The 25,773-nt window shown below is 45.9% G+C and carries 17 protein-coding genes, 1 rRNA gene and 1 pseudogene; 10 read left to right on the forward strand and 9 right to left on the reverse strand.

What is annotated here, in order from left to right; all coding sequences use genetic code 11:
• The first annotated feature begins 120 nt into the window (after window positions 1-120).
• Window positions 121-236 (forward strand): 5S ribosomal RNA (rrf, locus tag L876_RS0112275).
• Window positions 237-905: 669 nt separating this feature from the next.
• Here rrf and mutT read toward each other — a convergent pair.
• The 9 genes from mutT to nadC all read right to left on the reverse strand — a co-directional run bounded on the left by mutT (window position 906) and on the right by nadC (window position 9,561).
• Complete coding sequence (mutT, locus tag L876_RS0112280; protein WP_028764080.1) at window positions 906-1,295, reverse strand: 8-oxo-dGTP diphosphatase MutT; 390 nt, start codon at window positions 1,293-1,295, stop codon at window positions 906-908.
• A 3-nt stretch (window positions 1,296-1,298) separates the two neighbouring features.
• Window positions 1,299-1,511: a DNA gyrase inhibitor YacG gene (yacG, locus tag L876_RS0112285; protein ID WP_028764081.1), complete on the reverse strand. Its 213-nt coding sequence runs from the start codon at window positions 1,509-1,511 to the stop codon at window positions 1,299-1,301.
• 46 nt (window positions 1,512-1,557) lie between these two features.
• Window positions 1,558-2,292 (reverse strand): cell division protein ZapD, encoded by a 735-nt coding sequence (gene zapD / locus L876_RS0112290; protein ID WP_028764082.1) that lies wholly within the window; start codon window positions 2,290-2,292, stop codon window positions 1,558-1,560.
• 7 nt (window positions 2,293-2,299) lie between these two features.
• Window positions 2,300-2,905 carry a dephospho-CoA kinase gene (coaE, locus tag L876_RS0112295; RefSeq protein WP_028764083.1) on the reverse strand — a complete coding sequence of 202 codons (606 nt, stop codon included), beginning with the start codon at window positions 2,903-2,905 and terminating at the stop codon, window positions 2,300-2,302.
• 44 nt (window positions 2,906-2,949) lie between these two features.
• Window positions 2,950-3,861 (reverse strand): prepilin peptidase, encoded by a 912-nt coding sequence (locus L876_RS0112300; RefSeq protein ID WP_028764084.1) that lies wholly within the window; start codon window positions 3,859-3,861, stop codon window positions 2,950-2,952.
• Window positions 3,862-4,097: 236 nt separating this feature from the next.
• Entirely contained in the window at window positions 4,098-5,369 is a 1,272-nt protein-coding gene (locus tag L876_RS0112305) for a type II secretion system F family protein (RefSeq protein WP_028764085.1), read from the reverse strand.
• A 63-nt stretch (window positions 5,370-5,432) separates the two neighbouring features.
• Window positions 5,433-7,142 (reverse strand): type IV-A pilus assembly ATPase PilB, encoded by a 1,710-nt coding sequence (pilB, locus tag L876_RS0112310; protein ID WP_028764086.1) that lies wholly within the window; start codon window positions 7,140-7,142, stop codon window positions 5,433-5,435.
• Between the two features lie 57 nt (window positions 7,143-7,199).
• Complete coding sequence (locus L876_RS0112315; RefSeq protein ID WP_028764087.1) at window positions 7,200-7,628, reverse strand: pilin; 429 nt, start codon at window positions 7,626-7,628, stop codon at window positions 7,200-7,202.
• A gap of 1,033 nt (window positions 7,629-8,661) precedes the next feature.
• A complete protein-coding gene (gene nadC, locus L876_RS0112320) occupies window positions 8,662-9,561 on the reverse strand; it encodes a carboxylating nicotinate-nucleotide diphosphorylase (RefSeq protein WP_028764088.1) in 900 nt (299 codons plus the stop codon).
• Window positions 9,562-9,609: 48 nt separating this feature from the next.
• Here nadC and L876_RS0112325 point away from each other — a divergent pair, with 48 nt between their 5' ends.
• The 9 genes and pseudogenes from L876_RS0112325 to L876_RS21685 all read left to right on the forward strand — a co-directional run bounded on the left by L876_RS0112325 (window position 9,610) and on the right by L876_RS21685 (window position 25,676).
• A complete protein-coding gene (locus L876_RS0112325) occupies window positions 9,610-9,813 on the forward strand; it encodes a hypothetical protein (protein WP_028764089.1) in 204 nt (67 codons plus the stop codon).
• Window positions 9,814-9,871: 58 nt separating this feature from the next.
• Window positions 9,872-10,432: a 1,6-anhydro-N-acetylmuramyl-L-alanine amidase AmpD gene (ampD, locus tag L876_RS0112330; RefSeq protein WP_028764090.1), complete on the forward strand. Its 561-nt coding sequence runs from the start codon at window positions 9,872-9,874 to the stop codon at window positions 10,430-10,432.
• Window positions 10,433-10,481: 49 nt separating this feature from the next.
• Entirely contained in the window at window positions 10,482-11,333 is an 852-nt protein-coding gene (gene ampE / locus L876_RS0112335; RefSeq protein ID WP_028764091.1) for a beta-lactamase regulator AmpE, read from the forward strand.
• 190 nt (window positions 11,334-11,523) lie between these two features.
• Window positions 11,524-12,276: a pyruvate dehydrogenase complex transcriptional repressor PdhR gene (pdhR, locus tag L876_RS0112340; RefSeq protein ID WP_028764092.1), complete on the forward strand. Its 753-nt coding sequence runs from the start codon at window positions 11,524-11,526 to the stop codon at window positions 12,274-12,276.
• 69 nt (window positions 12,277-12,345) lie between these two features.
• Window positions 12,346-15,012: a pyruvate dehydrogenase (acetyl-transferring), homodimeric type gene (aceE, locus tag L876_RS0112345; RefSeq protein ID WP_028764093.1), complete on the forward strand. Its 2,667-nt coding sequence runs from the start codon at window positions 12,346-12,348 to the stop codon at window positions 15,010-15,012.
• A 12-nt stretch (window positions 15,013-15,024) separates the two neighbouring features.
• Window positions 15,025-16,965, forward strand: a complete 1,941-nt coding sequence (gene aceF, locus L876_RS0112350; RefSeq protein WP_028764094.1) for a pyruvate dehydrogenase complex dihydrolipoyllysine-residue acetyltransferase — start codon at window positions 15,025-15,027, stop codon at window positions 16,963-16,965.
• A gap of 153 nt (window positions 16,966-17,118) precedes the next feature.
• Window positions 17,119-18,546 (forward strand): dihydrolipoyl dehydrogenase, encoded by a 1,428-nt coding sequence (gene lpdA / locus L876_RS0112355; RefSeq protein WP_028764095.1) that lies wholly within the window; start codon window positions 17,119-17,121, stop codon window positions 18,544-18,546.
• 126 nt (window positions 18,547-18,672) lie between these two features.
• Window positions 18,673-23,121 carry an EAL domain-containing protein gene (locus L876_RS0112360; protein WP_028764096.1) on the forward strand — a complete coding sequence of 1,483 codons (4,449 nt, stop codon included), beginning with the start codon at window positions 18,673-18,675 and terminating at the stop codon, window positions 23,119-23,121.
• A gap of 342 nt (window positions 23,122-23,463) precedes the next feature.
• Window positions 23,464-25,676: pseudogene (locus L876_RS21685) on the forward strand (patatin-like phospholipase family protein).
• The last annotated feature ends 97 nt before the right edge of the window (window positions 25,677-25,773 follow it).

A 25,773-nucleotide genomic window follows, 5' to 3' on the forward strand; every position in this document is an offset into this window, starting at 1 on the left:
CAGTTAATGGTTAACTTTAGCGAAAGAATACAGACACTTGATTTAGTGTGATTCAATTTTAATATCTCTTGCTTCTTGAAATACAGAATTGAGAGCAGCTTTTCAAATTTACCAAATTTGTCTGGAAACCATAGCATTGTGGCACCACCTGATCCCATCCCGAACTCAGAAGTGAAACGCAATCGCGCCGATGGTAGTGTGGGGTCTCCCCATGTGAGAGTAGGTCATTTCCAGGCGCCTAATTAAGTAGAGAAGCCACCTTATTAAGGTGGCTTTTTTGCGTTTGGGCCTTTTAGAAAGTTACGAGCTAAAAGATTGCAATGTACTTCGTACATTTAGCACAACCTCTTCGCCCGCCATGTGTCCACTGCGTGGACTACGAGAGTAGGGCAAATATCGCATTAGCGATGTGCTTATGGCAGATAGTTACTCCAGATACTATCTGCATTCCACACATCCATGTGGGTCAGCGCGAAACTTTAGGGGAGCTGACCATGACTTGCGCCTTCGCTCTTTGTTACAAACAAGTTTGCTTTGCTTTTGTTAACGCTCCTTAATTATTTACCTTCGTTGGCTGAAGCATGCTGTTACATGGTCGATAGCATTGTTTGATTTGTGTAGGATCGGTTTTAGCTATTTCGTTGTACATGCTTCAAAGCTGATTATGGTAAGTGTCTGTTGATTTATCCTGGACTAATATCGACTAACTCACTTGCTTCATCTTGGTTATTTTATGAGATAACCCAAGTCCATTAACAAGCTTAAGCTCTATTATTTGTTATTAATTTAACTGGTTAATAAAATCTATCTTTGGATTTGAATGGTTTCGGATTGGCAATTGATAATTTGAGGTAGGTTGCTGCATGTAAGAGCCTAAGTCAGTTTAACATTCGGCTCTCAAGGGGTTATAGGGATAGTAGTCTATCGATAATTGGTGTGTTGGCCGCAGGGAAGTTATATCGTTTCAGATTGCTTAACTCTACCCACAATATTTCCTGTCCTTCCAGCCCCTCAGCATCTCCTGAAAAGCAGTTTACAGTATGGATACCTAAGAGGACTTCTTTATCCGGATAATCGTGGGAGATTGTCATTAGTGGCGTTGTATCACTAACAATGAGGTTTACTTCCTCTTTAAGCTCTCTGATTAACGCCTGTGAAGTGGTCTCATCTTGCTCGACCTTGCCACCAGGGAACTCCCATTTGCCACCTTGATGAAGGTTATCAGGCCTCTTGGCGAGCAGGACTTGGTTACTGGCGTTAAGTATTACACCAACGGCCACATGGACTCGTTTCATTGGTTAATTATCCTTAAAGAAGTCAGCTTCATCATAGCCGAGTGCATCTAATGATTCGGCATCGAATTCCGGCTTTACTGGAATAGCATGTTTCTCTGAGGCCCAATCACCTAAATCAATAAGTTTACAACGTTCACTGCAGAAGGGTTTGAATTTTGAATCGGCTGACCATTCTACTTGAGTTTGGCAGGTTGGGCAGTTTACTACTGTAGGCATATGCTATTCCGTGACGCTTTAATTCTAAAGCATTATGGTAATCAGTTTAGCCGCAGGTTGCCAACATAAAGTCGATGGTTTGGTCAGAATGTTTTTGCTGGTCAAATAGGACAAAATGGATGGCGTAACGATTACGGTTGCCACTAATTGTGGGGTAGCAACCTTGCTTTGCATCGAGTTTTACTCTGATGAGCGACAAGGCTTGGTTACTGCTACCTTGGTAGAAACCGGCAACTGCAGTAGCTGGATTGTAACTGGTGGTTTTGCGAGTAAGCTCTAGGAGAAGTTTGATTGGTGTCAGTAGGCACTGAAAGTTGGCTATCCAAGATTGATATTCTTGTTGGCGAATGGCCCAAGGTTTTGCTAGCCAGTAGTGCAACTGAGGTAGATCAAAATTACAACAAGCTCCTGGCATGCCGAACCGTTGACGCAGAGCTGATAAGAAGCGGTCTTGTTTCAGTTTTTGACCGGGTCGCTCGCAACCTACCAGTTGAGTCCTTGCCTGTTGTAGTCGCTCGATATACTCATTTACCTGGGCTTCATCAATGTGGGGAAGATCTTGCCACTTTTTTAAAGTGATCAGTTGCTTGTCTATATCTTTAATGATTTCGGTGCGGTAGTCGCAACGTTCGGTGAGTTCACACAGAGAAAACAGCGGGTAGAAACATCGATGTTGATGATCTTGATCTAGATTGCTCTGGAGTTGGTTAGCGAGATACTCAAGGCGCAGGTAACTGCGAGTCTTCTCGTTAAGTGGCTGTTCATAGATCAATTCATTCATGACATTATCAAGTGTGATCGGCTAATTTTAAGTATTTATTATGTAGTAAAGCTACCTTGCTCTGTAATGCTGATACCGTTCCATGATTGTCGATGACATCATCAGCTTTTGACAGTTTCTCAGCTCTGCTTGCCTGACTGCCTATTATATTTAGTACTTGCTTAGCGCTCACAGAGTCTCTCTCCATGGTACGCTGGGTTTGCAGCTCTGGCGAAATATCAACCACTAAGGTGCAATTGACTAACCTATCTAAACCGTTCTCAAATAGCAAGGGAACAACCAAAATAGCGTAGGGTGAGGTCGCTTTTTTCAGTTGCGCTAACATCTCTTGTCTAATCATGGGGTGAAGTAGATTGTTGAGCCACTCTCGCTCAGGCGGCGTGCTGAATATGCGCTCTCTTAATGCGGCGCGATTAAGCTCCCCATTTTCATGCAATATGCTTTGGCCGAAGTGCTCAGCTATGCGCGTCAGCCCAATAGTACCTGGAGCGACAACCTCACGGCTTACTATGTCAGCATCTACAAGGGTGATACCCAAGTCGGCAAAAAGATTGGCGACTGTGGTTTTACCACTGCCAATGCCACCAGTGAGGCCAACGATAAAATTAGACATAAATGTACTCTTGTGGCATTGCCCATGATTCAGCGGTATTGGCATTACAGCGTCGAAAGATACCAGTTAACTATTTGCTCGCCCCAGATCATAGCAATCCAGCCAGCAAGGGCAATATAGGGGCCAAAGGGGATTGGGTTGCCGGAGTTGATGCGTTTATTCACAATCAGCAATACGCCAACTACTGCGCCGACGACAGAAGAGAGCAGTATGATGAGTGGTAACAGCTGCCAGCCAAACCAAGCGCCAAATACAGCCAGTAGCTTAAAGTCACCATAACCCATGCCTTCCTTACCTGTGAGGAGTTTAAAGCCCCAAAAGACGCTCCATAAGCTCATATAGCCTGCAGCGGCACCTATAATCGCCTCAGTGGGTGAGGTAAATGTGCCATTAAGATTAATGAGTAACCCCAGCCAAAGTAGTGGCAGCGTCATTTGATCCGGCAGCAGCATCTCATCGAGGTCTATACCAGTAAGGGCTATTAAGCCAAAGGTTAACGCCGTGGCGAAGACGAACTGCCAAGTAGGGCCAAAATGGTAGGCTAAATAACCTACGGCTATGCCCGTTAGAGCCTCTACGATTGGATAGCGTGCTGAGATTGCAGTTTTACAGTTGGCACATTTCCCGCCGAGCATTAACCAACCTAATACAGGTAAATTATGCCAAGGCTTGATGTAGGCTTTACATTTGGGGCAGGCAGAGCCCGGCACCACAAGGTTATATTTTTCAGGGTAATCGTCGATAGGCTTGGCAAGTTTGCTGGCCAGCTCTTTTGGGAGTGGCTGGTGATACTCATCCAGGTACTGATTACATTCTTGCTGCCATTCACGTTTCATCATGACGGGCAAACGGTGGATAACCACATTTAAAAAGCTGCCAATGGTGGCAGCAAAGATAAAAGCGAGTGCGGCAAACAGAAAAGGGAACTGCGCCATTAATTGGATAAATTGGTTCATTATTATTTAATCGATAAATTTTGTTGTTATGGAAAGATTTTAACATTGCTTAGCTACGAGCTACGAGCTACGAGCTACGAGCTACGAGCTACGAGCTACGAGCTACGAGCTACGAGCTACGAGCTACGAGCTACGAGCTACGAGCTACGAGTTACGAGCTACGAGCTACGAGCTACGAGCTACGAGCTACGAGCTACGAGCTACGAGCTACGAGCTACGAGCTATGAGCTACCGCCTTAGCCTACCACATTACCCATCTCAAAGATTGGCAGGTACATACCGACAATGAGGCCACCAACAACCGTACCAATCACCACCATCATTACTGGTTCGATAAGGCTGGATAAACCATCGACCGCATCATCGACCTGCATCTCATAGATGTTGGCGACTTTGTTGAGCATCTCATCGAGGCCGCCCGATTCTTCACCAATCATCACTATCTGAATCAGCATGTCAGGGAATAGGCCTGTGGTGCGCATGGCGACATTCATCTGCATGCCGGACATCACCTCTTGACGGACTTTTATCAAGGCACTGCGATAGACATAATTACCCGAGGCACCGGCGGCTGATTCTAAACCATCAATCAAGGGGACACCTGCGGCAAAGGTTGTCGCTAAGGTTCGCGCAAAGCGTGCCATAGCTGCTTTATGAAGGATATCACCAATGGCAGGGATTTTTAGCACGAGCTCATCGACTCTATTTCTAAAAGCTTGGGAGTTTAAATGTGCTTTTTTAAAAGCCCAAATACCAACAATGATTGCAATAACGAAAAAGTACCATGAACCTTGCAGCCAGCGTGATATGCCGATAATTAATTGAGTAAATGCAGGCAGCTCTGCGCCAAAACCATTAAATATCTCTTCAAATTGGGGAACGACAAATAGTAAAAGTAACGATGTGACTAATATTGCTACCACCACAACAGCCGCAGGGTAAAACATCGCCTTTTTAATTTTTGACTTTAGCGCTTCCGCTTTCTCTCGATAGGTGGCGATGCGATCGAATACCGCATCCAGTGAGCCAGAGTGTTCACCCGCACCCACTAAGTCAACATACAAGTCGTCGAAGTATTTTCGGTGGGGTTTTAATGAGTCAGATAGTGGAATCCCCGATTGCACATCACCAACGATAGTGGCCAGTAGTTCACGCATTTTGGGTTTTTCATGGCCACGGCCGAGCATCTCAAGAGTTGTGACAATGGGCACGCCCGCTGCCAGCATGGTGGCAATCTGGCGAGTCATCATGGCGATATCCATCGCAGTGATTTTGGGATCGCGCTTAAACAGGGATTCTGGTTTTTTTCTGACGACTTTAGGGTTGACCCCTTGAGATTTTAATTGGGCTTTGATCTCATTGGTCGAGGTTCCACGTAGCTCGCCCGAGGTTTTTTTACCATCGCGGTTGGTGCCTTTCCACTCGAAGGTGACCACTTTAGGTTGCGCTTTGGCTGCTTTTTGCTTTTTAGTTTGCGTTTTCGTTTTAGCCAGTGATGCGGTAGCCATGATGGATCCTTTATTTTCTAGTTACTTAAGCGCAAGGTAATAAGTGGTTGATATTAGCTTAGTCTAAAAACTGGTGACGCGGTTAATTTCGGCGATACTGGTGACCCCAGCAACCACCTTGCGAAGGCCTGAATCACGCAGGTCCCGCATGCCTTGCTCTTTGGCTTGGGTGGCAATTTGCAGTGAATTGCCTCCCTCCATAATCGTTCGGGCTATCTCATCTGACATCTTCATCACCTCATAGATACCGACTCGGCCTTTATACCCGCCAGAGCAGAGGTCGCAACCTATGGGTTTATAGACAGTAAAACCGTCATCGATTTGTGTTTGGGTAAAGCCCAAACGTAACAGTTCATGCTCGGGCACATCCTCTGGTTGCTTACATTCAGGGCAAAGGCGATGAGATAGACGCTGCGCGATAATCAAGTTGACTGAGCTGGCAATGTTATACCCTGGTACGCCCATGTTGATCAAACGGGTTAAGGTTTCCGCGGCTGAGTTGGTATGTAAGGTTGACAGTACCAAGTGACCTGTTTGCGCTGCCTTAATGGCGATTTCGGCGGTCTCTAAATCACGTATCTCCCCCACCATGACGACATCGGGGTCTTGACGCAGGAATGAGCGCAGGGCAGAGGCGAAGGTGAGGCCAGCTTTTAAGTTAATATGGACCTGATTAACGCCTTCTAAGTTAATTTCAACCGGATCTTCGGCGGTGGAGATGTTGCGCTCTTCGGTGTTGAGAATATTGAGCCCTGTATAAAGGGAGACGGTTTTACCTGAACCTGTGGGGCCAGTGACCAAGATCATGCCTTGGGGCTTAGCTAGCATCTGCTCATAAAGCTCACGTTGGTCATCCTCATACCCCAGTTTTTCAATGCCAAGTTGCGCTGATGAGGAGTCCAAGATACGCATTACAATCTTTTCGCCCCAGATGGTGGGCAAGGTACTGACACGAAAGTCGATGGACTTGGTGCGCGACAGCTTCATCTTGATGCGGCCATCTTGGGGGACGCGGCGTTCGGCAATGTCTAGCTTTGACATCACCTTTAAGCGAGCCGAAATTCGTCCAGATAGGTTGACTGGTGGCTCTGAGACTTCATGCAAGATACCATCGATGCGAAAACGGATGCGGTAGCGTTTCTCGTAGGGTTCAAAATGTAAGTCCGATGCGCCTTTACGAATGGCATCGGTTAAAATTTTGTTGATATAGATAACAATGGGGGCATCATCACTGGCTTCCCCTTGTGGTTCATCATGACGCTTGTCTGTATCAGTGACTTCAATTCCAGCTAAAGAATCTTCATCTATTCCGTCAAGATCCAGTGCGGAAATATCCTCTTCGAGCACTTTTTCCAGGGCTACGGTAAGTTTATCATCCTCAACCAATATGGCTTCAGCATGCAGGCCGGCGCTAAATTGAAAATCCTCTAAGGCGGCAATATTGGTCGGGTCTGAGGTACCAATATAGAGACGATTACCACGTTTAAACAGCGGCAAACATTTATGTTTATCGATCAGTTTACGATTGAGGAAATCTTCGGGGATGCTGGAAATATCGAATTCATTGAGATCGAGTAGCGGGGTGCCATATTCTTCATAGCAGAGTTCGGCAATCTCTCTGGCAGAAATCAGTTTTTCTGAGACTATAGTAGAAACAAGGGATAGTTTAGCTTGACGAGATTTGGTAATTGCCGATGCGATCTGTTCTTCGCTAAGCAGTTGTTTGCGAATGAACAGAGTTGATAAACCTAAGTGTAAACCAGTAGTTGGCATGGTATTCCAAAAATAAGGAGGACCACTCGCAGTCCTCCTGATTATCAATAAATTAATTTAGCATAGTTCTGCAGGTGAACAAACTTTAGCCCATGTCAGAGTTGTACCCACAACAGTAGGGGTTAAATCGAATGTAGCTCCATCAAGCGCTGAGCCAGCAACTGTATCGGAAGGAGCTGTTACGTTAATAACCGCACCAGCAGCTACAGCTACGCCAGGGACGCCGGCTGCTGCAGTAATATCTGCTGGAATACCATTTGTCTCAGCAGTCTCGCACGCAGTTAAGTCTTGTTCTACTTGATAACATGCTTCAATAGCTGATTTATGTGAAGCACTAGCATTTACCCACGCGGTAAATTTAGCTTTATTTGTGTAATTTTGATAAGCAGGCAGTGCAATTGCAGCGAGAATACCGATAATTGCAACAACGATCATTAATTCAATTAGGGTGAAACCCTTAGCATTACTTTTTTTGAAACCTTTCATTTTACTCTCTCCGTTTGACAGAACGTGACTCGATTCACCTAACCTTTTTGCTTACAGCTGCTAGGCGTTAGCCTTTGAGCTTATAGCACTTGTAACTTTAAGTTTAGCTCTCTATTGGCGATTAACACACTTGCCTTAAACATTGGCAGGTGATTAACACAATATTGAACCTAAACGTTACGCTCCTGCGTGTGGTCGGCTGTTTCATCCTTGGTCAAATCGTTATTGCTATCAACTAATTTTTAGTGATTAAAGTTACGTGACTTTTAAGCGGCAACAGTTAAGCGTTAACTTCTAATAACCCTAGCTGCTGCGTTTAAGCATCATTTATTAACCATCGATATGATGTATGTCGTTTCGGCAAACTGCACCATTTGGTTGCTTGCTCGATTAAAGGGTCGCTAGGTTTATTCAAATAATGCGCATATACCCATCATTCAAGCCGCTCTGCTAATGAACATTTCAACACATCTCTCGTTAAGCACTTGTTAACAGTAATGTGTGAAAATTCTAAACTAGAGCTTAAAACCTAATTATTGATCACCTCAATTTTGCAATTTGGTCTACCTTCATGGTGAGCTGGCCGAAAGGGCCATCTCGCCTACTGTCAAAGTTAGTACAAAGTTAAGGAAAATGGAGCTGTAAATTACATCAAAGTACTAATTTGGCGATGAATTTGTCTAATAGAAGTAATATTTTGTAAAAAAGGTTATAGCATCTTTTTGTCGTTGACCGAAAAAATGGCACTTATTCTGATTTAGTCAAAAAAATAGCGATTCATAATTGTGTGAATAGTGAACGATAGTGTTTCGCGCCATTAGATTGTTGCAAGGCTGTTACGGCGAGGGGCAAAAAAGGGAAGTCTGGATAGCAGGGCGAGGTTAAGGGCAATAGGGCCTAGTCTTTGTGGCTCAGTTGCTATGGCCAGTTGCTATGGCTCAGCTTCTATCGCCATCTTCAACAGGTAGTTCTAGGAGTTAGCCCCTAGGAACTAATCCCTAGGCGCTAATCCCTATGAGCTAAAGTCTGCTAGTTAGTCTTTCAATCGCAATGAGAGGTCTAACGCTTTAACGTGTTTAGTCAGTGCGCCTACTGAGATGTAATCGACACCTGTTTTGGCAAAATCGGCAATGGTATCTATGGTGACGTTGCCTGACACTTCAAGTTTGACCCGTTGCGACTCAGGATAACCCTGCTCTTTATGAAAGGCTTGGTTGAGCTCTACCGCTTGTAGCATCATAGTCACATCGAAATTATCCAACATTACGATATCAGCTTGTGCCTCTAAGGCTAAGGTGAGTTCTTCGATACTTTCGACTTCGACCTCTACTGGCTTGTCACTGGCAAGTTTGCGGGCGGCTTGAATGGCGTTTGCAATAGAGCCACAGGCCATGATGTGGTTTTCTTTTATAAGGAAGGCGTCAAATAAACCTATGCGGTGGTTTTTGCCGCCGCCGCAGGTGACGGCATATTTTTGTGCCGTGCGAAGCCCTGGCACGGTTTTACGGGTATCGAGTAACTTGCAATGGGTGCCAGCCATTTTGTCGACATAGTGCTTAGTTAGTGTCGCGACACCGGACAGCGTTTGGATAAAGTTCATTGCTGTGCGCTCGCCTGTTAGAATCGCGCGGGCAGGACCAGACATTTCGCACAGTACTTGGTTGGGCACTAATAGATCGCCATCATCGACATGCCAATGCAGTGCCACTTCGCTGCCGAGTTGGTTAAAGACTTGTTCGGCCCAGGCTTTACCACAAAATACGCCCTCTTCACGGGTGATTAATGTCGCTTCGGCGTATTTGTCACTTGGAATTAACTGAGCGGTGATGTCGGCGCTTAATTTGTCGGCGGCGTTTAGGTTGCTGTCGGCTCGGTAGCCTAAGTCTTCTTCGAGTGCGACTTTGACTGATAGTCTAATATCGTTTTCCAGCATGTTTCTATCCTCGGTGGGCCGCGCCTGGCTGTTTGGGGTGAGCGCCCAATGCTCTTGCTTCAAGGCGCTGACATGGTGTTAGCGCAAACATACGCGGCAAGCACTTGTTCTTATTGCGTTGATAATAGCAAACTTAATCATGAAAAAGCAGCGCAAATTAGTGTTGAAATTAAATCAATTAACAAGCTGTTAAAAGGTATTGCTGACAGTTTAGGCTGGAACAAATCATCAGTAACCATGACTAGCACCTAAACTGAAAAATGGGTAAAGTGAATTTAGATTTATCTTTTATCATTTATAGATTTAGTCGATGCAAACAAAATCAATCAGCGATGGCTGGTTAACCTTAAGCCGTAAGTGTGAGTCTCCTCATTTTAACCAACGCCCTGAGGGCGCAGAGGGTGAGGTGAGCTTGTTGGTGATCCATAACATTAGCTTACCGGCGGGGCAGTTTGGTTTGCCCTATATCGACCAGCTTTTTCAGGGCTGTTTAGATGTGGAGGCCGATGCCAGTTTTTGTGAGCTTGAAGGGTTGACGGTGTTGGCGCACTTTTTAATACGTCGTGACGGTGAGATAGTGCAATATGTCAGCTGTGACGATAGAGCCTGGCATGCTGGTGTATCCCATTATGATGGTCGCGATGGCTGTAATGACTTTGCCATTGGTATCGAGCTTGAAGGTACGGATAACTGTAAATATACCGATGTGCAATATCAGCAATTACGGATGTTAACCTTGGCCTTGTTTGATGCGTATCCTATGCTGAATGTGAAAACGATTGTTGGGCATAGCGACATAGCACCAGGGCGCAAAACCGATCCGGGTGACTGTTTCGACTGGCAAAGATACCTGGCTAGCCTAGTGGGCTAATTTTTTAGCGATATTACTGTTTTTAGCGTGTGACAGAAGGGAAGTTTAGATGGCACTTTTTTCGTTATTAGTCGCAATTATCATAGAGCGCTTGAAGTTACTGCCTCAAGCCTGGCAGCTCGAAACGTTACTGGCGTTTTATACCAAGGTATTTTTTGGTCGTAAGCAGCTAAGCAACGATCTCATGATGGCAATAGCCATACTCTTACCCGCCATTGCTGTTCAAGTATTGGCATGGTTTGTGGCGGGACTATTTTGGGGACTGGTGAGTTTGTTGTTGTGGGTGGCGGTGGCCATTTTGTGTTTTAGCCATTTAAAGCAACGCCAGCTGTTTAAGCAATATATCCAAGCTGCTTGCCGTGGTGACTCGCAAGCTTGTTATCATTTTGCCGATTCGCTCGACCCTTACGTTTCGATTGATGCGGTATCGGAGCGAGATTTAGGGGCTAAGGTCGGTCAATCGGTTGCATGGCTTAACTATCGTTTTTATGGTGCGGTGGCGCTGTATTTGATTTTCTTCGGCCCAGCTGGCGCGGTGTTATATTGTACCGTGCGTTATTTCTCTGACGATGCTAAGTCACGTGAGGCATCCTTGCCGCTTGTCGATACAGCGTTGATGCTATTAGATTGGCTGCCTAGTCGCTTAATTGCTTTTGGTTATGTACTGAGTGGGCACTTTTCTGCGGCGTTTAGCTGCTGGCGTAAGCAGGCGTTTCAGTTGAAGCGGCCAGCACGTGAGATTATTTCAGAAGTTGCCTTGGCGGCCGAGACGATAGAGTCGGATTCTAATGCGCCTATTTGTGTGCAATCGACCATCTCTTTACTGCAATTGAGTAAACGAAACTTCATATTATTAGTGACGGGATTATCGCTGCTGACCATTTTTGGTGTGGTGGTTTAAACCATTATTTATTGGGGGCTGAGAAAATGTTGCAATGGTCAGACCCCTTTTCTATTTTTTTAAGCTATTCTCACAAATCGTGAGTAACCATGAAGCAGATCACGAACTAGACATCTGAAATGTGATTTGATAAAGTGCGCTCAGTCAATTAAATTGGTAAGACCAATTTACAATAGGAGCTGAGGGCCATATGGCTTATAGCAAAATCAACCAGCCAAAAATTTCTGATGTGATTATGGGTCAGTTAGAGCAGATGATCCTTGAAGGGAGTTTGCAGCCCGGTCAGAAATTACCACCAGAGCGTGAATTGGCACTGCAATTTGAAGTCTCTCGTCCATCTCTTCGTGAAGCAATTCAAAAGTTAGAAGCAAAAGGCTTGTTACTGCGTCGTCAAGGCGGTGGTACCTATGTCAAAGAGCAGCTTTGGCAGAGTCTTGCTGATCCTATTGTGGAGCTGATGCATAGCGATTCAGAGAGTCAATATGACCTACTCGAGTTTCGTCACGCCACTGAAGGCATGATGGCCTATTTTGCAGCGCTTCGGGGAACCGATGCGGATATGCAAAACATCAAACAGAAAATCCAAGCAGTAGAAGCGGCGTCAGAGATTGAGGCACAGGCGGAAGCCATTGTGTGCTTTTATCGCGCCGTTGCAGAGGCCTCACATAATGTGGCCATGCTGCACCTAGTATTAAGTTTATCTCCAGTGCTACATAAAAACGTGGCGCAAAACCTAGAGTTGCTAAAGCGCCGAGCTGATGCCTCTACAATGGCAAATGACCATCGGCGAGACCTACTCGCCGCTATCGTGCGCCGTGATCCCGATGCAGCAAGAGAAGCCTCGAACGAACATTTGAGTTATATCGAGGAAGTGATGTTGTCTGTGCGGGAAGAAGATAGCCGGTTGCAGCGTAGTCTGCGCCGTTTGAAGAGTGGTGGTTAGGGAAACGTCCTGCCATTATTTTTTATCAATTAATTCATACTATTAATGTATATAGGGAAGGACTGCGAAATGTCTGAACATATGCTACAAGATTTAGATCCGTTAGAGACTCAAGAGTGGGTTGATTCACTGCAAGCTGTACTAGAGCAGGAAGGCCCTGAGCGTGCACATTATCTGTTAGAAAAGCTGATTGATAAGGCACGTCGTAACGGTACTCATCTGCCATACAAAGCGACAACTGCGTATTTAAACACAATTCCAGCGGGTCAAGAGCCGCACATGCCTGGTAACCAAGAGATGGAGCGCCGTATTCGCGCTATCGTCCGTTGGAACGCATTGGCAATGGTACTGCGCGGATCGAAAAAAGACCTTGAGCTGGGTGGCCATATTTCAAGTTTTGCTTCTAGTGCGACCATTTATGACGTCTGTTTTAACCACTTCTTCCGTGCGCCAAACGAGAAAGACGGTGGCGACTTAGTCTATTTCCAAGGTCATATCGCACCAGGCATTTACTCGCGTTCGTTCCTAGAAGGTCGTATCACTGAAGATCAGATGAACAATTTCCGTCAAGAAGTTGATGGCAAGGGTCTTTCATCTTATCCGCATCCTAAGTTGATGCCTGACTACTGGCAGTTCCCTACGGTATCTATGGGTCTTGGTCCGATTCAAGCCATTTACCAAGCACGTTACCTTAAGTACCTGACTGACCGCGGTCTGAAAGACTGCTCTGAGCAGACGGTTTACTGTTTCTTAGGTGATGGTGAGTGTGACGAGCCAGAAGCTTTAGGTGCGATTGGCTTAGCTGCGCGTGAAGAACTCGACAACTTGGTGTTTATCGTTAACTGTAACCTGCAGCGTCTAGATGGCCCTGTTCGTGGTAACGGTAAGATTATCCAAGAGCTTGAAGGCGAATTCCGCGGCGCAGGCTGGGAAGCGGTTAAAGTGATTTGGGGTCGTTACTGGGATCCACTATTGGCCCGTGACACCAGCGGTAAGTTACTGCAGTTGATGGAAGAAACCGTTGACGGTGAATATCAAAACTGTAAAGCCAAAGGCGGCGCTTACACTCGTGAGCACTTCTTTGGTAAGTACCCTGAAACGGCCGAGATGGTGGCTAACATGTCAGACGATGACATTTGGCGTCTAAACCGTGGTGGTCATGATCCCGTTAAGATTTTTGCAGCGCTTCAGCATGCCAAAAACACCAAAGGCCGCCCTACCGTTATTCTAGCTAAAACCGTTAAAGGTTATGGTATGGGTGATGCGGGTGAAGGTAAAAACATCGCGCATAACGTGAAGAAGATGGGTGTTGATTCACTCAAGTACTTCCGCGATCGTTTCAATATCCCGATTAGTGATGATCAATTAGAAGATATTCCGTTCTACCATCCTGGTCCAGATTCTGAAGAGGTTAAGTACCTTAAAGCGCGTCGTGAAGCGTTGCACGGTGCCATGCCTGCCCGTCGTGAGCAGTTCTCTGAAGATCTTGAAGTGCCATCTTTGAAAATTTTCGACTCAGTGCTAAAAGGCTCTAACGGTCGTGAAATTTCAAGCACCATGGCGTTTGTACGTATTCTCACAGCGCTATTAAAAGATAAGAAGATTGGTAAGCGTATTGTACCAATCATTCCTGATGAAGCGCGTACCTTTGGTATGGAAGGCCTATTCCGTCAAGTGGGTATTTACGCTCACGAAGGCCAAAAATATGAGCCACAAGATTCTGATCAGGTTGCTTACTATCGTGAAGATAAGTCTGGTCAAGTATTGCAAGAAGGTATTAACGAGCTAGGTGCAATGTCATCTTGGGTCGCAGCAGCTACCAGTTACTCGGTTAACGACACACCAACGATTCCTTTCTATATCTACTACTCTATGTTTGGTTTCCAACGTATTGGCGATATGGCGTGGGCTGCTGGTGATATGCGTGCCCGTGGCTTTATGGTAGGTGGTACTTCTGGCCGTACAACGCTAAACGGTGAGGGTCTACAGCACCAAGATGGCCACAGCCATGTATTAGCCAACACGATTCCAAACTGCATCTCTTATGACCCAACTTACGGTTACGAGATTGCGGTAGTGGTTCAAGATGGTATTCGTCGTATGTATGGCGAAAACCAAGAAGATATCTTCTACTACTTGACCACCATGAACGAAAACTACGTGCAGCCAGAAATGCCAGAAGGCGCTGAAGAGGGTATCGTTAAAGGTATCTATAAGCTTGAATCTGTATCTGGCAGCGGTAAAGGTAAGGTCCAGCTTATGGGTTGTGGCACCATCCTTGAGCAAGTACGTAAAGCGGCGCAAGCCCTTGCCAAAGATTTCGGCATCTCGTCAGATGTATTCAGTGTAACCAGCTTCAACGAGTTGACCCGTGATGGTCAAGCCGCTGAGCGTTACAACATGCTGCACCCAACTGAAACACCTAAACAAGCCTATATCAGCCAAGTGATTTCAAGCGAGGCACCAGCAATTGTAGCCACTGATTACATGAAGATATATGGCGAGCAACTGCGTGCTTATATCCCAACGGACTACAAAGTACTTGGTACCGATGGTTTCGGCCGTAGTGATAGCCGCGAAAACTTACGTCATCACTTTGAAGTGGATGCTAAGTTTATCGTTATCGCTGCGCTGAAATCGCTTGTCGACCGTAACGAGTTACCAGTCGATGTGTTGACGAAAGCCATTGCCGAATATGGCATTGACGCTGACAAGATCAACCCACAGTACGCGTAAAGGGGACAGATAATGGCTGAATTAAAAGAAGTTTTAGTCCCTGATATCGGTGGGGATGAAGTACAGGTTATTGAGATCTGTGTAGCGGTTGGCGACAGCATTGAAGCTGAAGAGTCGATTATCACCGTTGAAAGCGACAAGGCGACCATGGATATACCTGCGCCGTTCGCAGGTACACTTGCAGAGCTAAAAGTCGCTGTGGGTGATACGGTATCTGAAGGTTCACTGATTGCTATGATGAGTGCAGGTGCTACCGCTGCCGCTGAGGTCCCTGTTGCTGAAGCACCTAGTGCACCAGCAGCGCCAGCTGCCTCTGAGTCTGCTCCTGTAGCAGCGCCAGCGCCTGCTGCAACGTCACAAATTATTGAAGTGGCCGTGCCTGATATTGGCGATGCCGCCGATGTCGATGTGATTGAAGTGCTAGTGGCCGTTGGCGACAGCATTGATGTGGATACGGGTCTTATTACCCTTGAAACCGATAAAGCGACCATGGAAGTGCCAGCCCCTGCGGCGGGTGTTATCACCGAGATGAAAGTCTCTGTGGGCGACAAGGTTTCTCAAGGCTCGCTAGTATTGATGCTACAAGTGAGTGGTGGCGAAGCAGCGGCTCCAGCGCCAGTTGCAGAGACGGCTCCTGTTGCAGCACCTGTTGCAACCACGGTTGAAGTGAAAGAGATTGCAGTGCCTGATATTGGTGATGCTGCTGATGTCGATGTTATCGAAGTGCTTGTGGCTGTGGGCGATATGATTGAAGCTGATCAAGGCCTCATCACGCTTGAAACCGACAAAGCAACCATGGAAGTGCCTGCGCCGTTTGCGGGTAAACTTGTTTCGTTAACCATCAAGGTGGGTGATAAGGTTTCTCAGGGTAGCGTTATCGCAACGGTTGAGACCCAATCAAGTGCCCCTACACCTGTAGCGGCTCCAGTACAAGCGGCTGCGCCGGCTCCTGTTGCGGCAGCACCTGCTGCGAGCAAGCCACCTGTGCCGCATCATCCAAGTGCAGGCAGCACACCTAAGACAGGTGCTGTGCATGCCTCACCAGCTGTGCGCCGTTTAGCGCGTGAGTTTGGTGCAGACTTGACGCTGGTTACCGGTACGGGTCGCAAGGGACGTATTCTTAAAGAGGATGTTCAGGCATTCATTAAGTATGAGCTAAGCCGTCCTAAAGCGACTGCAGCGACTGCGGTTGCTGGCGGTGCTGGTGGACTAAACGTGATTGCTGCGCCTAAAGTCGATTTTGCTAAATTTGGTGAAGTTGAAGAGGTACCGCTAACTCGTATTCAGAAGATCTCTGGGCCAAACCTACATCGTAACTGGGTCACTATTCCCCATGTGACGCAATTTGATGAAGCAGATATTACTGAGCTTGAAGCCTTCCGTAAGCAGCAAAATGAGTTAGCTGCTAAGCAGAAGAGTGGTGTAAAAATCACGCCGCTTGTCTTTATGATGAAAGCAGTTGCTAAGGCGCTACAGCAGTTCCCTGTCTTTAACGCGAGCCTGAGTGCCGATGGCGAATCGTTGATCAAAAAGAAGTACTATCACATTGGTGTTGCAGTTGATACGCCAAATGGTTTGGTCGTGCCAGTGGTTCGCGATGTCGATAAGAAAGGCATTATTGAGCTGTCAGCTGAGCTGATGGAGATCTCTATTAAAGCGCGTGACGGCAAGCTTAAGTCAGCGGATATGCAAGGCAGTTGCTTTACTATCTCTAGTCTTGGCGGTATTGGTGGTACGGCGTTTACGCCTATCGTTAATTACCCTGACGTGGCAATTCTTGGTGTATCTAAGTCTGAGATTAAACCTAAGTGGAATGGTAAAGATTTCGAGCCTAAGCTAATGTTGCCGCTGTCTTTATCTTATGACCACCGTGTGATCGACGGCGCCATGGCGGCACGCTTTAGCGTGACACTGTCAAGTATGCTGTCCGACATACGTACACTTATTTTGTAATGATGAAGGCTACTCATGTTGAGTAGCCTTTTGTTTAACTCGATGACAGGTTAAAATGCGGCCACCTTACAAGAACACACGTTCAAAAAGCTGGCGTCATACAGCGTTGGGCCGGAGCTCCTCCCAACGGAATGAGAAAGAATAGAGGAAAACATGAGTAACGAAATCAAAACTCAGGTATTAGTATTGGGTGCAGGTCCTGCGGGTTATTCAGCGGCATTTCGTGCTGCTGATTTAGGTCTAGAAACTGTGATCGTTGAGCGTTTTAGCACCTTAGGTGGTGTTTGTCTTAACGTCGGTTGTATTCCGTCTAAAGCACTGCTTCACGTTGCGAAAGTAATTGAAGAAGCTAAAGCGGTTGCAAGCCACGGTGTGGTTTTTGGCGAGCCACAGATTGACCTAGATAAGCTACGCGACTTTAAACAAGGCGTGATCAGTCAGCTGACTGGTGGGCTAGGCGGCATGTCAAAAATGCGCAAAGTTAACGTAGTTAATGGCTTTGGTAAGTTTACTGGCCCTAACACGATTGAAGTGGCTGGTGAAGATGGCGTTAAAGTGGTTCACTTTGAAAAAGCCATTATCGCTGCGGGCTCACGTCCAATTCAATTGCCATTTATTCCTCATGAAGATCCACGCATTTGGGATTCTACCGATGCGCTAGAGCTTAAAGAAGTACCAGGTAAGCTGCTGGTTATGGGTGGCGGTATCATTGGTCTAGAGATGGGGACAGTTTACTCTTCACTAGGTAGTGATATTGACGTGGTTGAGATGTTCGACCAAGTTATTCCTGCTGCTGATAAAGATATCGTTCGCGTTTACACTAAGAAAATCAAGAAGAAGTTCAATCTTATCCTTGAAACTAAAGTGACAGCCGTTGAAGCAAAAGAAGATGGTATCTACGTTTCAATGGAAGGCAAAAAAGCCCCAGCTGAGCCTGTACGCTATGACGCAGTATTAGTTGCTATCGGTCGTACACCAAATGGTAAGTTGATTGATGCCGACAAAGCTGGCGTTAATATTGATGAGCGTGGTTTCATCAATGTGGATAAGCAGATGCGCACAAACGTTCCGCACATTTTCGCGATTGGCGATATTGTTGGTCAGCCAATGCTTGCACACAAAGGTGTGCATGAAGGCCACGTTGCTGCAGAAGTGATTGCTGGTATGAAGCACTACTTCGATCCAAAAGTGATCCCATCTATTGCCTATACTGACCCAGAAGTTGCTTGGGTTGGTCTAACAGAGAAAGAAGCAAAAGAGCAAGGTATTGCTTATGAAACAGCGACTTTCCCATGGGCTGCAAGCGGTCGTGCGATTGCATCTGATTGCGCTGATGGTATGACTAAGTTGATTTTCGATAAAGAGACTCACCGTGTAATAGGTGGTGCTATCGTGGGTGTTAACGGTGGCGAACTACTAGGTGAAATCGGTCTTGCGATTGAGATGGGTTGTGATGCAGAAGATCTAGCACTCACCGTTCATGCACATCCAACTTTACATGAGTCTGTTGGCCTAGCGGCTGAGATTTACGAAGGTTCAATCACTGATTTGCCAAACCCTAAGGCAAAGAAGAAAAAATAACTTAAGTTATTAATAAAAAAGCGCTCATTGAGCGCTTTTTTTTTGCTAGTCTTACTTATATTATAAATTTGTAACGAAATCGCATCGTCAATTTCTTCTACTCTACCAGACTGAGTTACGTAGCCTATGATCCTGAGCTATTTTCGTATTATTGTGTTTGGACTGCTGCTATCCAGTATCCTGTCGCCTGTCTATGCTGGGGATTTGGTACAGCGAGTCTTTACGGCTCGAGATGGGCTGAATAACGCAACTATTAACGATATAGCTTTCGATGCCCACGGCTTTACTTGGCTTGCAACAGAACAAGGGCTCTATCGCATTAGCGATACCACTGCCCGCCGCATCGACAGTCTCAATGATGAGCTACGCATTGCTGATGAATACATATACCTAGTCGAGCCTCTCAGCGACAAGCATCTGCTGATCAGTAGTTACACTAACACTTACCTTTATGACATCGTTGAAGATGAATTCGCTCAATTTGGCACCTCACAGCTGTTTCCCGCATTTAATCAGGGTGGTCTAAATACGTTAACGCGACGAGATGATGGCTCTCTCATCTTGCTCAATTATGTCGGTGAGTTGTACCGTTTAGACTATGACTCCATGTCACTGGAACTTGTCACCACTTTGGCTAATGATCCCGATACGCCTTGGTTTTTTTTAGCGCAACACACAGATGGTAATTTATTGGTGGCTAAGGCATCTGAATTGCAGCTGAGGGATAGCCTAGGGATGTTAAGAGCAATCTTTCCTTGGACAGAGGAACAGGGATTGATCAAAGCGCTATTCAAAGATGAGGTTGGCCGAATCTGGCTCAGTTCAAATAATGGGTTATATCGTGTTGATGTCGATAAGGTGAGTGTCAGTAAAGTTGACCAAGTCCCTTTTTACATTACTACCATGACCCAAGATTCCGGAGGGGCCTTATGGTTGGCGGGTCGAGATGGACTAGTTAAATGGCACCCTGATACCGGTGAGCTTAAAGTGTTTGCCGATGAGTTGAAACTGGCGGCAGATATTGATTATGTGTATGACATCGCTGTAGATAGTAACAATCTTATTTGGGTCGGCGGTTCTGGTGATGGACTTGCGATCGTTGCCGATACACCGGATTTTGTCCTCGATGATTTTAGCACTAAAGCCCCTTACCACTTAGATAATGAGATGGTTTGGTCGATTTTTGCCGAAGAAAATTGGGTCTGGCTGGGGACGGATTTAGGCTTAATTGAGGTCAACAGAGTTACTCAGCAGAGTTTTACTTATATACCTGACGGCTTTGACGTTAATGACAGTGTTTTTCATATTCAAAAATTTGATAAACGCCACCTGCTGATGGCGACCACAAATGGCTTGTTTCTTTATGATCGGGAGGCTCGAGTCGCACAGCGATTTGCCAAATTAACTGGGGGGCGCTCCTCTTTAGAAAATAAGTATGTTTATGCCAGTTATAAAGACTCACTGATTCAAGGGCGTTGGTGGTTTCCCACCGCGACAGGACTATTTTATTGGGATGAAGGCACTTTAGAACCCAAAACTTACGCGATAAAAGGCGTTGATGGCACCTTGCACCAAGCGGCCCTGCGAAGTGCCCATCGTACGGCTGATGGCAAGTTATGGGTTGGTGGCGATAACTATTTTGGTTATATCGATAATCGAGGCATTTTCTATTCAAGGATCGATATTTTCGCCGACAGTAATCTAGCGATCGATGTGAGTTATATCAAAGAGGTTGACTCAGGCGTGTTATGGCTAGGTACATCACCAAAGGGGATTGTTGAGTATCATCCGAAAACAGGATTAACCTATCTTTTATCTAAGACGTGGTCGGTGCAGTGTTCTTCGGTTTTCTTCATTGAGCAGATACCAAGGTATAAGGTCATCGGATGCACTAACTCTATTATTCGACAAGATCTGCAAACCGGGGAGATTCTTGTTATTGAAAAGCAAGATGGGCTAGTGAGTCATGAGCTCAATGATGGCGCATCCTATTTTGCACCAGGGATGGGTCTGTTTGTGGGTAGCCCTGATGGTGCAGCATTAATCGATGTGTCTAAGTTAAGTAATCGTCTATTGCAAGATGGTATCCAGTTGGAGTCGGTGTCGGTGTTTTATGAGCAATCGACCGATATTGACCTTATTCCTAAGCCGAACAAATTAATAGCGCCAGGTTCTAAAATGATCAGTTTTCAACTGACCAGTTTAGATTATCTAACTGATAAACCGCTGGAGCTCAAATACCGCTTACGTCGAGACAGTGACGATGAACAAGCGAATTATTTACAGCTCTCTGGGCAGTCATTAATTAACCTTTCCGGTTTGAGTCAAGGTAACTATACCTTAGAGATATTGAGTCGAAATAATGGGATATGGTTAGATAAGCCCTATAGGTACTCATTTAGCGTTAGGGATTACTGGTGGAATAATACTTGGTTCAAAGCCAGTATTATTATGGCGCTGGTCTTTTCTGCCCTCTATGTACTGTACATACGTCATCGTCAGTTGAGTGCTTTTAGGCGAGTAAATAGGGCGCTAAAAGAGAGTGAAGAGCGTTTGCGCCAATCCTTAAAGGGCAGTGACTCTGAACTTTGGGAGTGGCGTAGTAGTACGCAACTGTTCAATTTAGAGAATCGTGGTGGCAGCTTTATTGGTCAGCCTGAGACGATGCAATTGAAGATGGAGGAGTTCCCCGTTCATGATGAGGACCGCCAAGATGTGCGGGAAGCATGGGGAAGGTTACTGGCAAAAGAGGACGATAGGCTCGATGTAGAGTATCGTTACCTTCGTCCTGACGACTCTTGGGGGTGGACACGGGTGAGGGGCCGTCCACTCGAGTTTGAACCTGTGACGGGCAAAGTGAAAAAGGTGGCGGGTATCTATACTGATATAACCGCTCAACGGCAGTTAGAAGATGATGTCAAACTGTTAGCGCAGGCGTTTGGTAACACATCTGAAGGGGTGTTAATTTTAGATTCGCAAGAGTGTGTCAAAGTGTCCAATAAGGCGGCCCAGAACATACTTGGTATGCCAGCCTCGGAGCTAAATGGTCGTTATTTCTCGCAGCTAGTGCATTCGAGTGATGAGCGTAGTGATGAAATCAATATTTTGTTGGAGCAAGGGATCACCTGGACCGGCGAGCATGAGTTTAGGGGGGGGGCTGGGCATACTAGTCCTGTTTGGTTGAATCTATCCACCATGGAAAACAGTCGCGGTGTGATAACACACTACGTTGCTGTTTTTTCTGATATTACTGAGCGTAAGCAAACCGAAGCGGATCTCAGGCGTCTAGCCAACTACGATGTGTTAACTGGTCTACCCAATCGGTCGCTGTTTTCATCGCGCTTAGCAAGCTGTATCCATAGAGCTCTCGTCACAGAGGAAAAACTTGCACTTATTTTTCTCGACTTAGATAGATTTAAAAATGTCAATGACTCCTACGGTCATGGTATGGGGGATGCATTGCTAGTGGAGGCGGCTAACCGTTTACAGCAATGTGTGACCGACAATCATACGCTGTGCCGTTTTGGTGGTGATGAGTTTGTTATTTTACTGCGCGATATGGATGATATTGATGAGATCAATCATCTTTGTGAGGAGTTAATTAGGCAGATAGAGAGACCCTTTGAGCTTTATGGACGAGAGTTTTTCATCTCGACCAGTATTGGTGTGAGTTTATGGCCCGATGATGCACAGCAGCCTGAGACGCTGATTAAAAACGCCGATCAGGCGATGTACCACGCCAAAGAAGAGGGTCGCGGTAACTTCCAGTACTTTTCTGCCGAGCGTAACACAGAGGCGCTGTACCACCTTAAGTTAGAGGCGGAATTAAGGAAGGCAATAGAGCGCCAGGAGTTTGAACTGCATTATCAACCACAGATCGATATTTTGCATGATGATAGTGTGGTGGGGATGGAGGCATTGTTGCGTTGGCACCATCCTAAAGAGGGCTATGTCAGGCCTGATATTTTCATCAAGATTGCAGAGTCTTGTGGCTTGATTATCGATATTGATCGTTGGGTTTTAAATCAAGCCTGTCGGCAGGGCGCTTTGTGGGCAAAGACTTATGATAAAAGATATAAGCTTTCCATCAATATCTCAGCGGTGCATTTCAGACAGCCTGATTTTATTCAGGGAATAGAAAAGGCACTCTCTGATTCGGGGATGCCAGCGAGTATGCTTGGACTTGAGATCACAGAAGGTGTGTTAATGAAAGAGTTACACATCGCTAAAGATCACCTCAAAGCGCTGCGAAGGTTAGGTATTGATGTGGCCATCGATGATTTTGGTACTGGTTACTCATCACTCGCGTATTTGCGCAGTTTCGATGTTAGTACTTTAAAAATTGATCGCTCTTTTTTGATTGATATCGCCAATAACGAAGCGGATCAGGCTATCGCCAGTAGTATCATTGAATTAGCACGAAACTTAAAGCTGAAGGTGGTAGCCGAAGGCATTGAAACCAAGGCACAGCTTGAGCAAGTATTTAGCCGTGGTTGTTATGTTATTCAAGGTTACTATTTTGCTAAACCTATGGCGGTTGAGGAGTTTGAAGCGTTTCTCGTTAAAAAGCATTGAGATTAGTCGGCATACCTTTTGATGATTTGGCCACAAAGCGTGGCCATTTTTATTTTGAAAACAAGCACTATGGTGGTTGAGGCTTATGGTTCAAGCCGTTGGTACTCGATTGGATGGTTTTATCTGACTGATATGGTTGGCATTTGTCTATTGCCATAATCAAGGTTGTAGAGGCTCATGAACCCTTTATATGGAGATACTGCGATAAAGCATTTGCACTCGCACTTTCAATTGGCTGGCCGTTGATCGTATTTAAATTTGTTGACGTGCAGCACACTTTCTCGTTTTGCCACATGTTTGCTAGAATGTGTCATCTTTGTGTCTATCAGTTTGAAAAATAATATGATACGTGTTCTGTTTTTTGCCCTGCTGTTTTGCATGTGTTCAGCTGTTGTATCGGCGGAAGTTCGTCCTAAGGTAGGTTTGGTACTGAGCGGTGGCGGCGCGAAAGGGGCGGCACATATCGCTGTATTAAAGACGTTAGAAGCGAACCGCATTCCGGTGGATTATATCGCGGGCACCAGTATTGGAGCCTATGTCGGTGGCATGTATGCCTTGGGGTACAGTGCCGCTGAAATAGAAGCGATTATGATGGGGGAGAACTGGAATGATGGTTTCTCAGATACGATTCCGCGAGCAGATCTTAGCTATCGAGATAAACAACACAGAGATAGATTTAACATACCCATTAACGTAGGTTTTAGCGATCAAGAGGTAAAGGTTCCTAATGGCTTGCTTCGCGGGCAAACAATGTCAGTACTCTTGCAACGTTCGACCGATTTAGTGCATAAGTTTGAGCATTTCGACCAGCTTGCCATCCCCTACCGTGCTGTGGCGACGGATCTGGAAACCAGTCAACCGGTTGTGATGAGTCGGGGCAGTTTAGTCGATGCAATGCAAGCATCTGCTTCTGTGCCTGGGGCTCTGCAGGCTTCTGAATACCAAGGTAAAATGGTGGTTGATGGTGGTATCGCCAATAACATGCCCGTTGATGTGGTGAAAAGCATGGGTGCCGATATTATTATTGCCGTAGATATTGGTTCTTCATTAGTCAAACGCGACCAATTGCAGAGCACGGTTGCCGTGCTTAATCAGTTATCGACAATGTTGACCAACGCCAGTACTGAGCGTCAAAAACAGCTGCTATCAGATAATGATATTTTGATCCGACCCGACGTAGGTGAACTCAGCACAACAGACTTTAGCATTATGCCGCTAGCCTACCGTCTCGGTGAGGAAGCAGCCTTAGCTAAGCTAGAGCAGTTGCGAGCCTTGTCGATCAGTGAAGCGTCCTACACGGCTTATCAAGGTCACAAAGCCACCGTTAGCTTAGCGTGGGAGGACAACTTACAAAAGCCAGTGGTCGCGATTCAAGTTGACAATAATTCTAAAGTTAGCGAAAGCCTATTGCGGGAGACCTTAGGGATTGAAGTTGGTCAAGTGGTGGACAAGCAAACTCTCGAAGCCGGAATTAATCAAGTCTACGCCTTAGATAAGTTTGAGCGTGTGAATGCGGAGTTTATTGATACAGAGGATGGACGGGTCTTAGTACTAAAAACGACAGCTAAATCGTGGGGCCCCAACTATTTTCAACTTGGATTTAGCTGGGAAGATGATTTCTCTCTCGACTCGGTCGTGGCACTCGATGTGGCTTACACCATGAAGGATTTGACCGTTAATGGCGGGGAGTGGCGTAATGAGCTGCGTTTAGGGTTTGAAAAGTTGTTGTCGAGTGAATTCTATCAACCCTTGGATGCTGATCAAACCTATTTTGCCCGCAGCCAACTCTCCATGGAGCGTAAAGACTGGGATTTTTATGAAGATAATAACCGTGTAGTGCAACTTGAACAGACGAACTATCGCGCCGATTTAGGTATTGGTTATAACTATACAAAAGCGGGGGCTTTAGAGTTGGGGTGACTGGTGAATGGGGCTATTTAGAAAATGCAGCGTTTTTCGGTGATCTCGATTACTCATCTTATGGCGGTTACTTTAAGTTTGCTTATGATGACTTAGACAGTATCAACTTTCCCACGTCTGGTAATCGTTTTACTGTTGACCTCTATTATCGTAGAGATGAGAGCCCGCAAATTTCCAGCATTGAGCCATCAGATACATCAGTACAACTTGAAGCTGAATGGCGAGGGGCCTTGAGTGTTAACAATCATGCCTTTGTGGGAATGGCGTCAGTGGCGACCGTAGATAAAGACGCTGGTTTTAGTGTGCATGTATCTGAGTTAGGTGGTTTCCTTAACCTTTCTGGTTACCATAAAAATGCCTTGGTGGGCCCACATAAAGTGTTTGGTGCTTTTGTGTATCAATATGATTTAGGCCGAGATGTGCTTGGGATGACAGACTATCCACTCTATTTAGGCGCGAGCCTCGAAGCGGGTAACGTTTGGACGCTAAGACAAAGTGTTAGTCTCGATGATTTGATTTACGGTGGCAGTGTCTACTTCGGTACCGATACATCTGTTGGACCCGCTGCACTGGGTTTTGGTTGGACGGATGATGGTGAGAGATCTGTCTTTCTATTCTTAGGGAAAAACTGGTAGCACACTATTACAGATGGTTACAAAAACAGCCTACATCGAGTGAGTTGACGGTGGTAATGTTTGACCGGCAGAGCCTTATTGAGGCTAAAAGATCACA

This window comes from Shewanella colwelliana ATCC 39565 (assembly GCF_000518705.1).
Lineage (GTDB): Bacteria > Pseudomonadota > Gammaproteobacteria > Enterobacterales > Shewanellaceae > Shewanella > Shewanella colwelliana.

What these genes read in the sequence shown, in the direction of transcription:
- mutT (WP_028764080.1), bottom strand. Translation starts at nt 1,295, where the DNA reads ATGAAACGAGTCCATGTGGCCGTTGGTGTAATACTTAACGCCAGTAAC.
- yacG (WP_028764081.1), bottom strand. Translation starts at nt 1,511, where the DNA reads ATGCCTACAGTAGTAAACTGCCCAACCTGCCAAACTCAAGTAGAATGG.
- zapD (WP_028764082.1), bottom strand. Translation starts at nt 2,292, where the DNA reads ATGAATGAATTGATCTATGAACAGCCACTTAACGAGAAGACTCGCAGT.
- coaE (WP_028764083.1), bottom strand. Translation starts at nt 2,905, where the DNA reads ATGTCTAATTTTATCGTTGGCCTCACTGGTGGCATTGGCAGTGGTAAA.
- L876_RS0112300 (WP_028764084.1), bottom strand. Translation starts at nt 3,861, where the DNA reads ATGAACCAATTTATCCAATTAATGGCGCAGTTCCCTTTTCTGTTTGCC.
- L876_RS0112305 (WP_028764085.1), bottom strand. Translation starts at nt 5,369, where the DNA reads ATGGCTACCGCATCACTGGCTAAAACGAAAACGCAAACTAAAAAGCAA.
- pilB (WP_028764086.1), bottom strand. Translation starts at nt 7,142, where the DNA reads ATGCCAACTACTGGTTTACACTTAGGTTTATCAACTCTGTTCATTCGC.
- L876_RS0112315 (WP_028764087.1), bottom strand. Translation starts at nt 7,628, where the DNA reads ATGAAAGGTTTCAAAAAAAGTAATGCTAAGGGTTTCACCCTAATTGAA.
- nadC (WP_028764088.1), bottom strand. Translation starts at nt 9,561, where the DNA reads ATGCTGGAAAACGATATTAGACTATCAGTCAAAGTCGCACTCGAAGAA.
- L876_RS0112325 (WP_028764089.1), top strand. Translation starts at nt 9,610, where the DNA reads ATGCTCTTGCTTCAAGGCGCTGACATGGTGTTAGCGCAAACATACGCG.
- ampD (WP_028764090.1), top strand. Translation starts at nt 9,872, where the DNA reads ATGCAAACAAAATCAATCAGCGATGGCTGGTTAACCTTAAGCCGTAAG.
- ampE (WP_028764091.1), top strand. Translation starts at nt 10,482, where the DNA reads ATGGCACTTTTTTCGTTATTAGTCGCAATTATCATAGAGCGCTTGAAG.
- pdhR (WP_028764092.1), top strand. Translation starts at nt 11,524, where the DNA reads ATGGCTTATAGCAAAATCAACCAGCCAAAAATTTCTGATGTGATTATG.
- aceE (WP_028764093.1), top strand. Translation starts at nt 12,346, where the DNA reads ATGTCTGAACATATGCTACAAGATTTAGATCCGTTAGAGACTCAAGAG.
- aceF (WP_028764094.1), top strand. Translation starts at nt 15,025, where the DNA reads ATGGCTGAATTAAAAGAAGTTTTAGTCCCTGATATCGGTGGGGATGAA.
- lpdA (WP_028764095.1), top strand. Translation starts at nt 17,119, where the DNA reads ATGAGTAACGAAATCAAAACTCAGGTATTAGTATTGGGTGCAGGTCCT.
- L876_RS0112360 (WP_028764096.1), top strand. Translation starts at nt 18,673, where the DNA reads ATGATCCTGAGCTATTTTCGTATTATTGTGTTTGGACTGCTGCTATCC.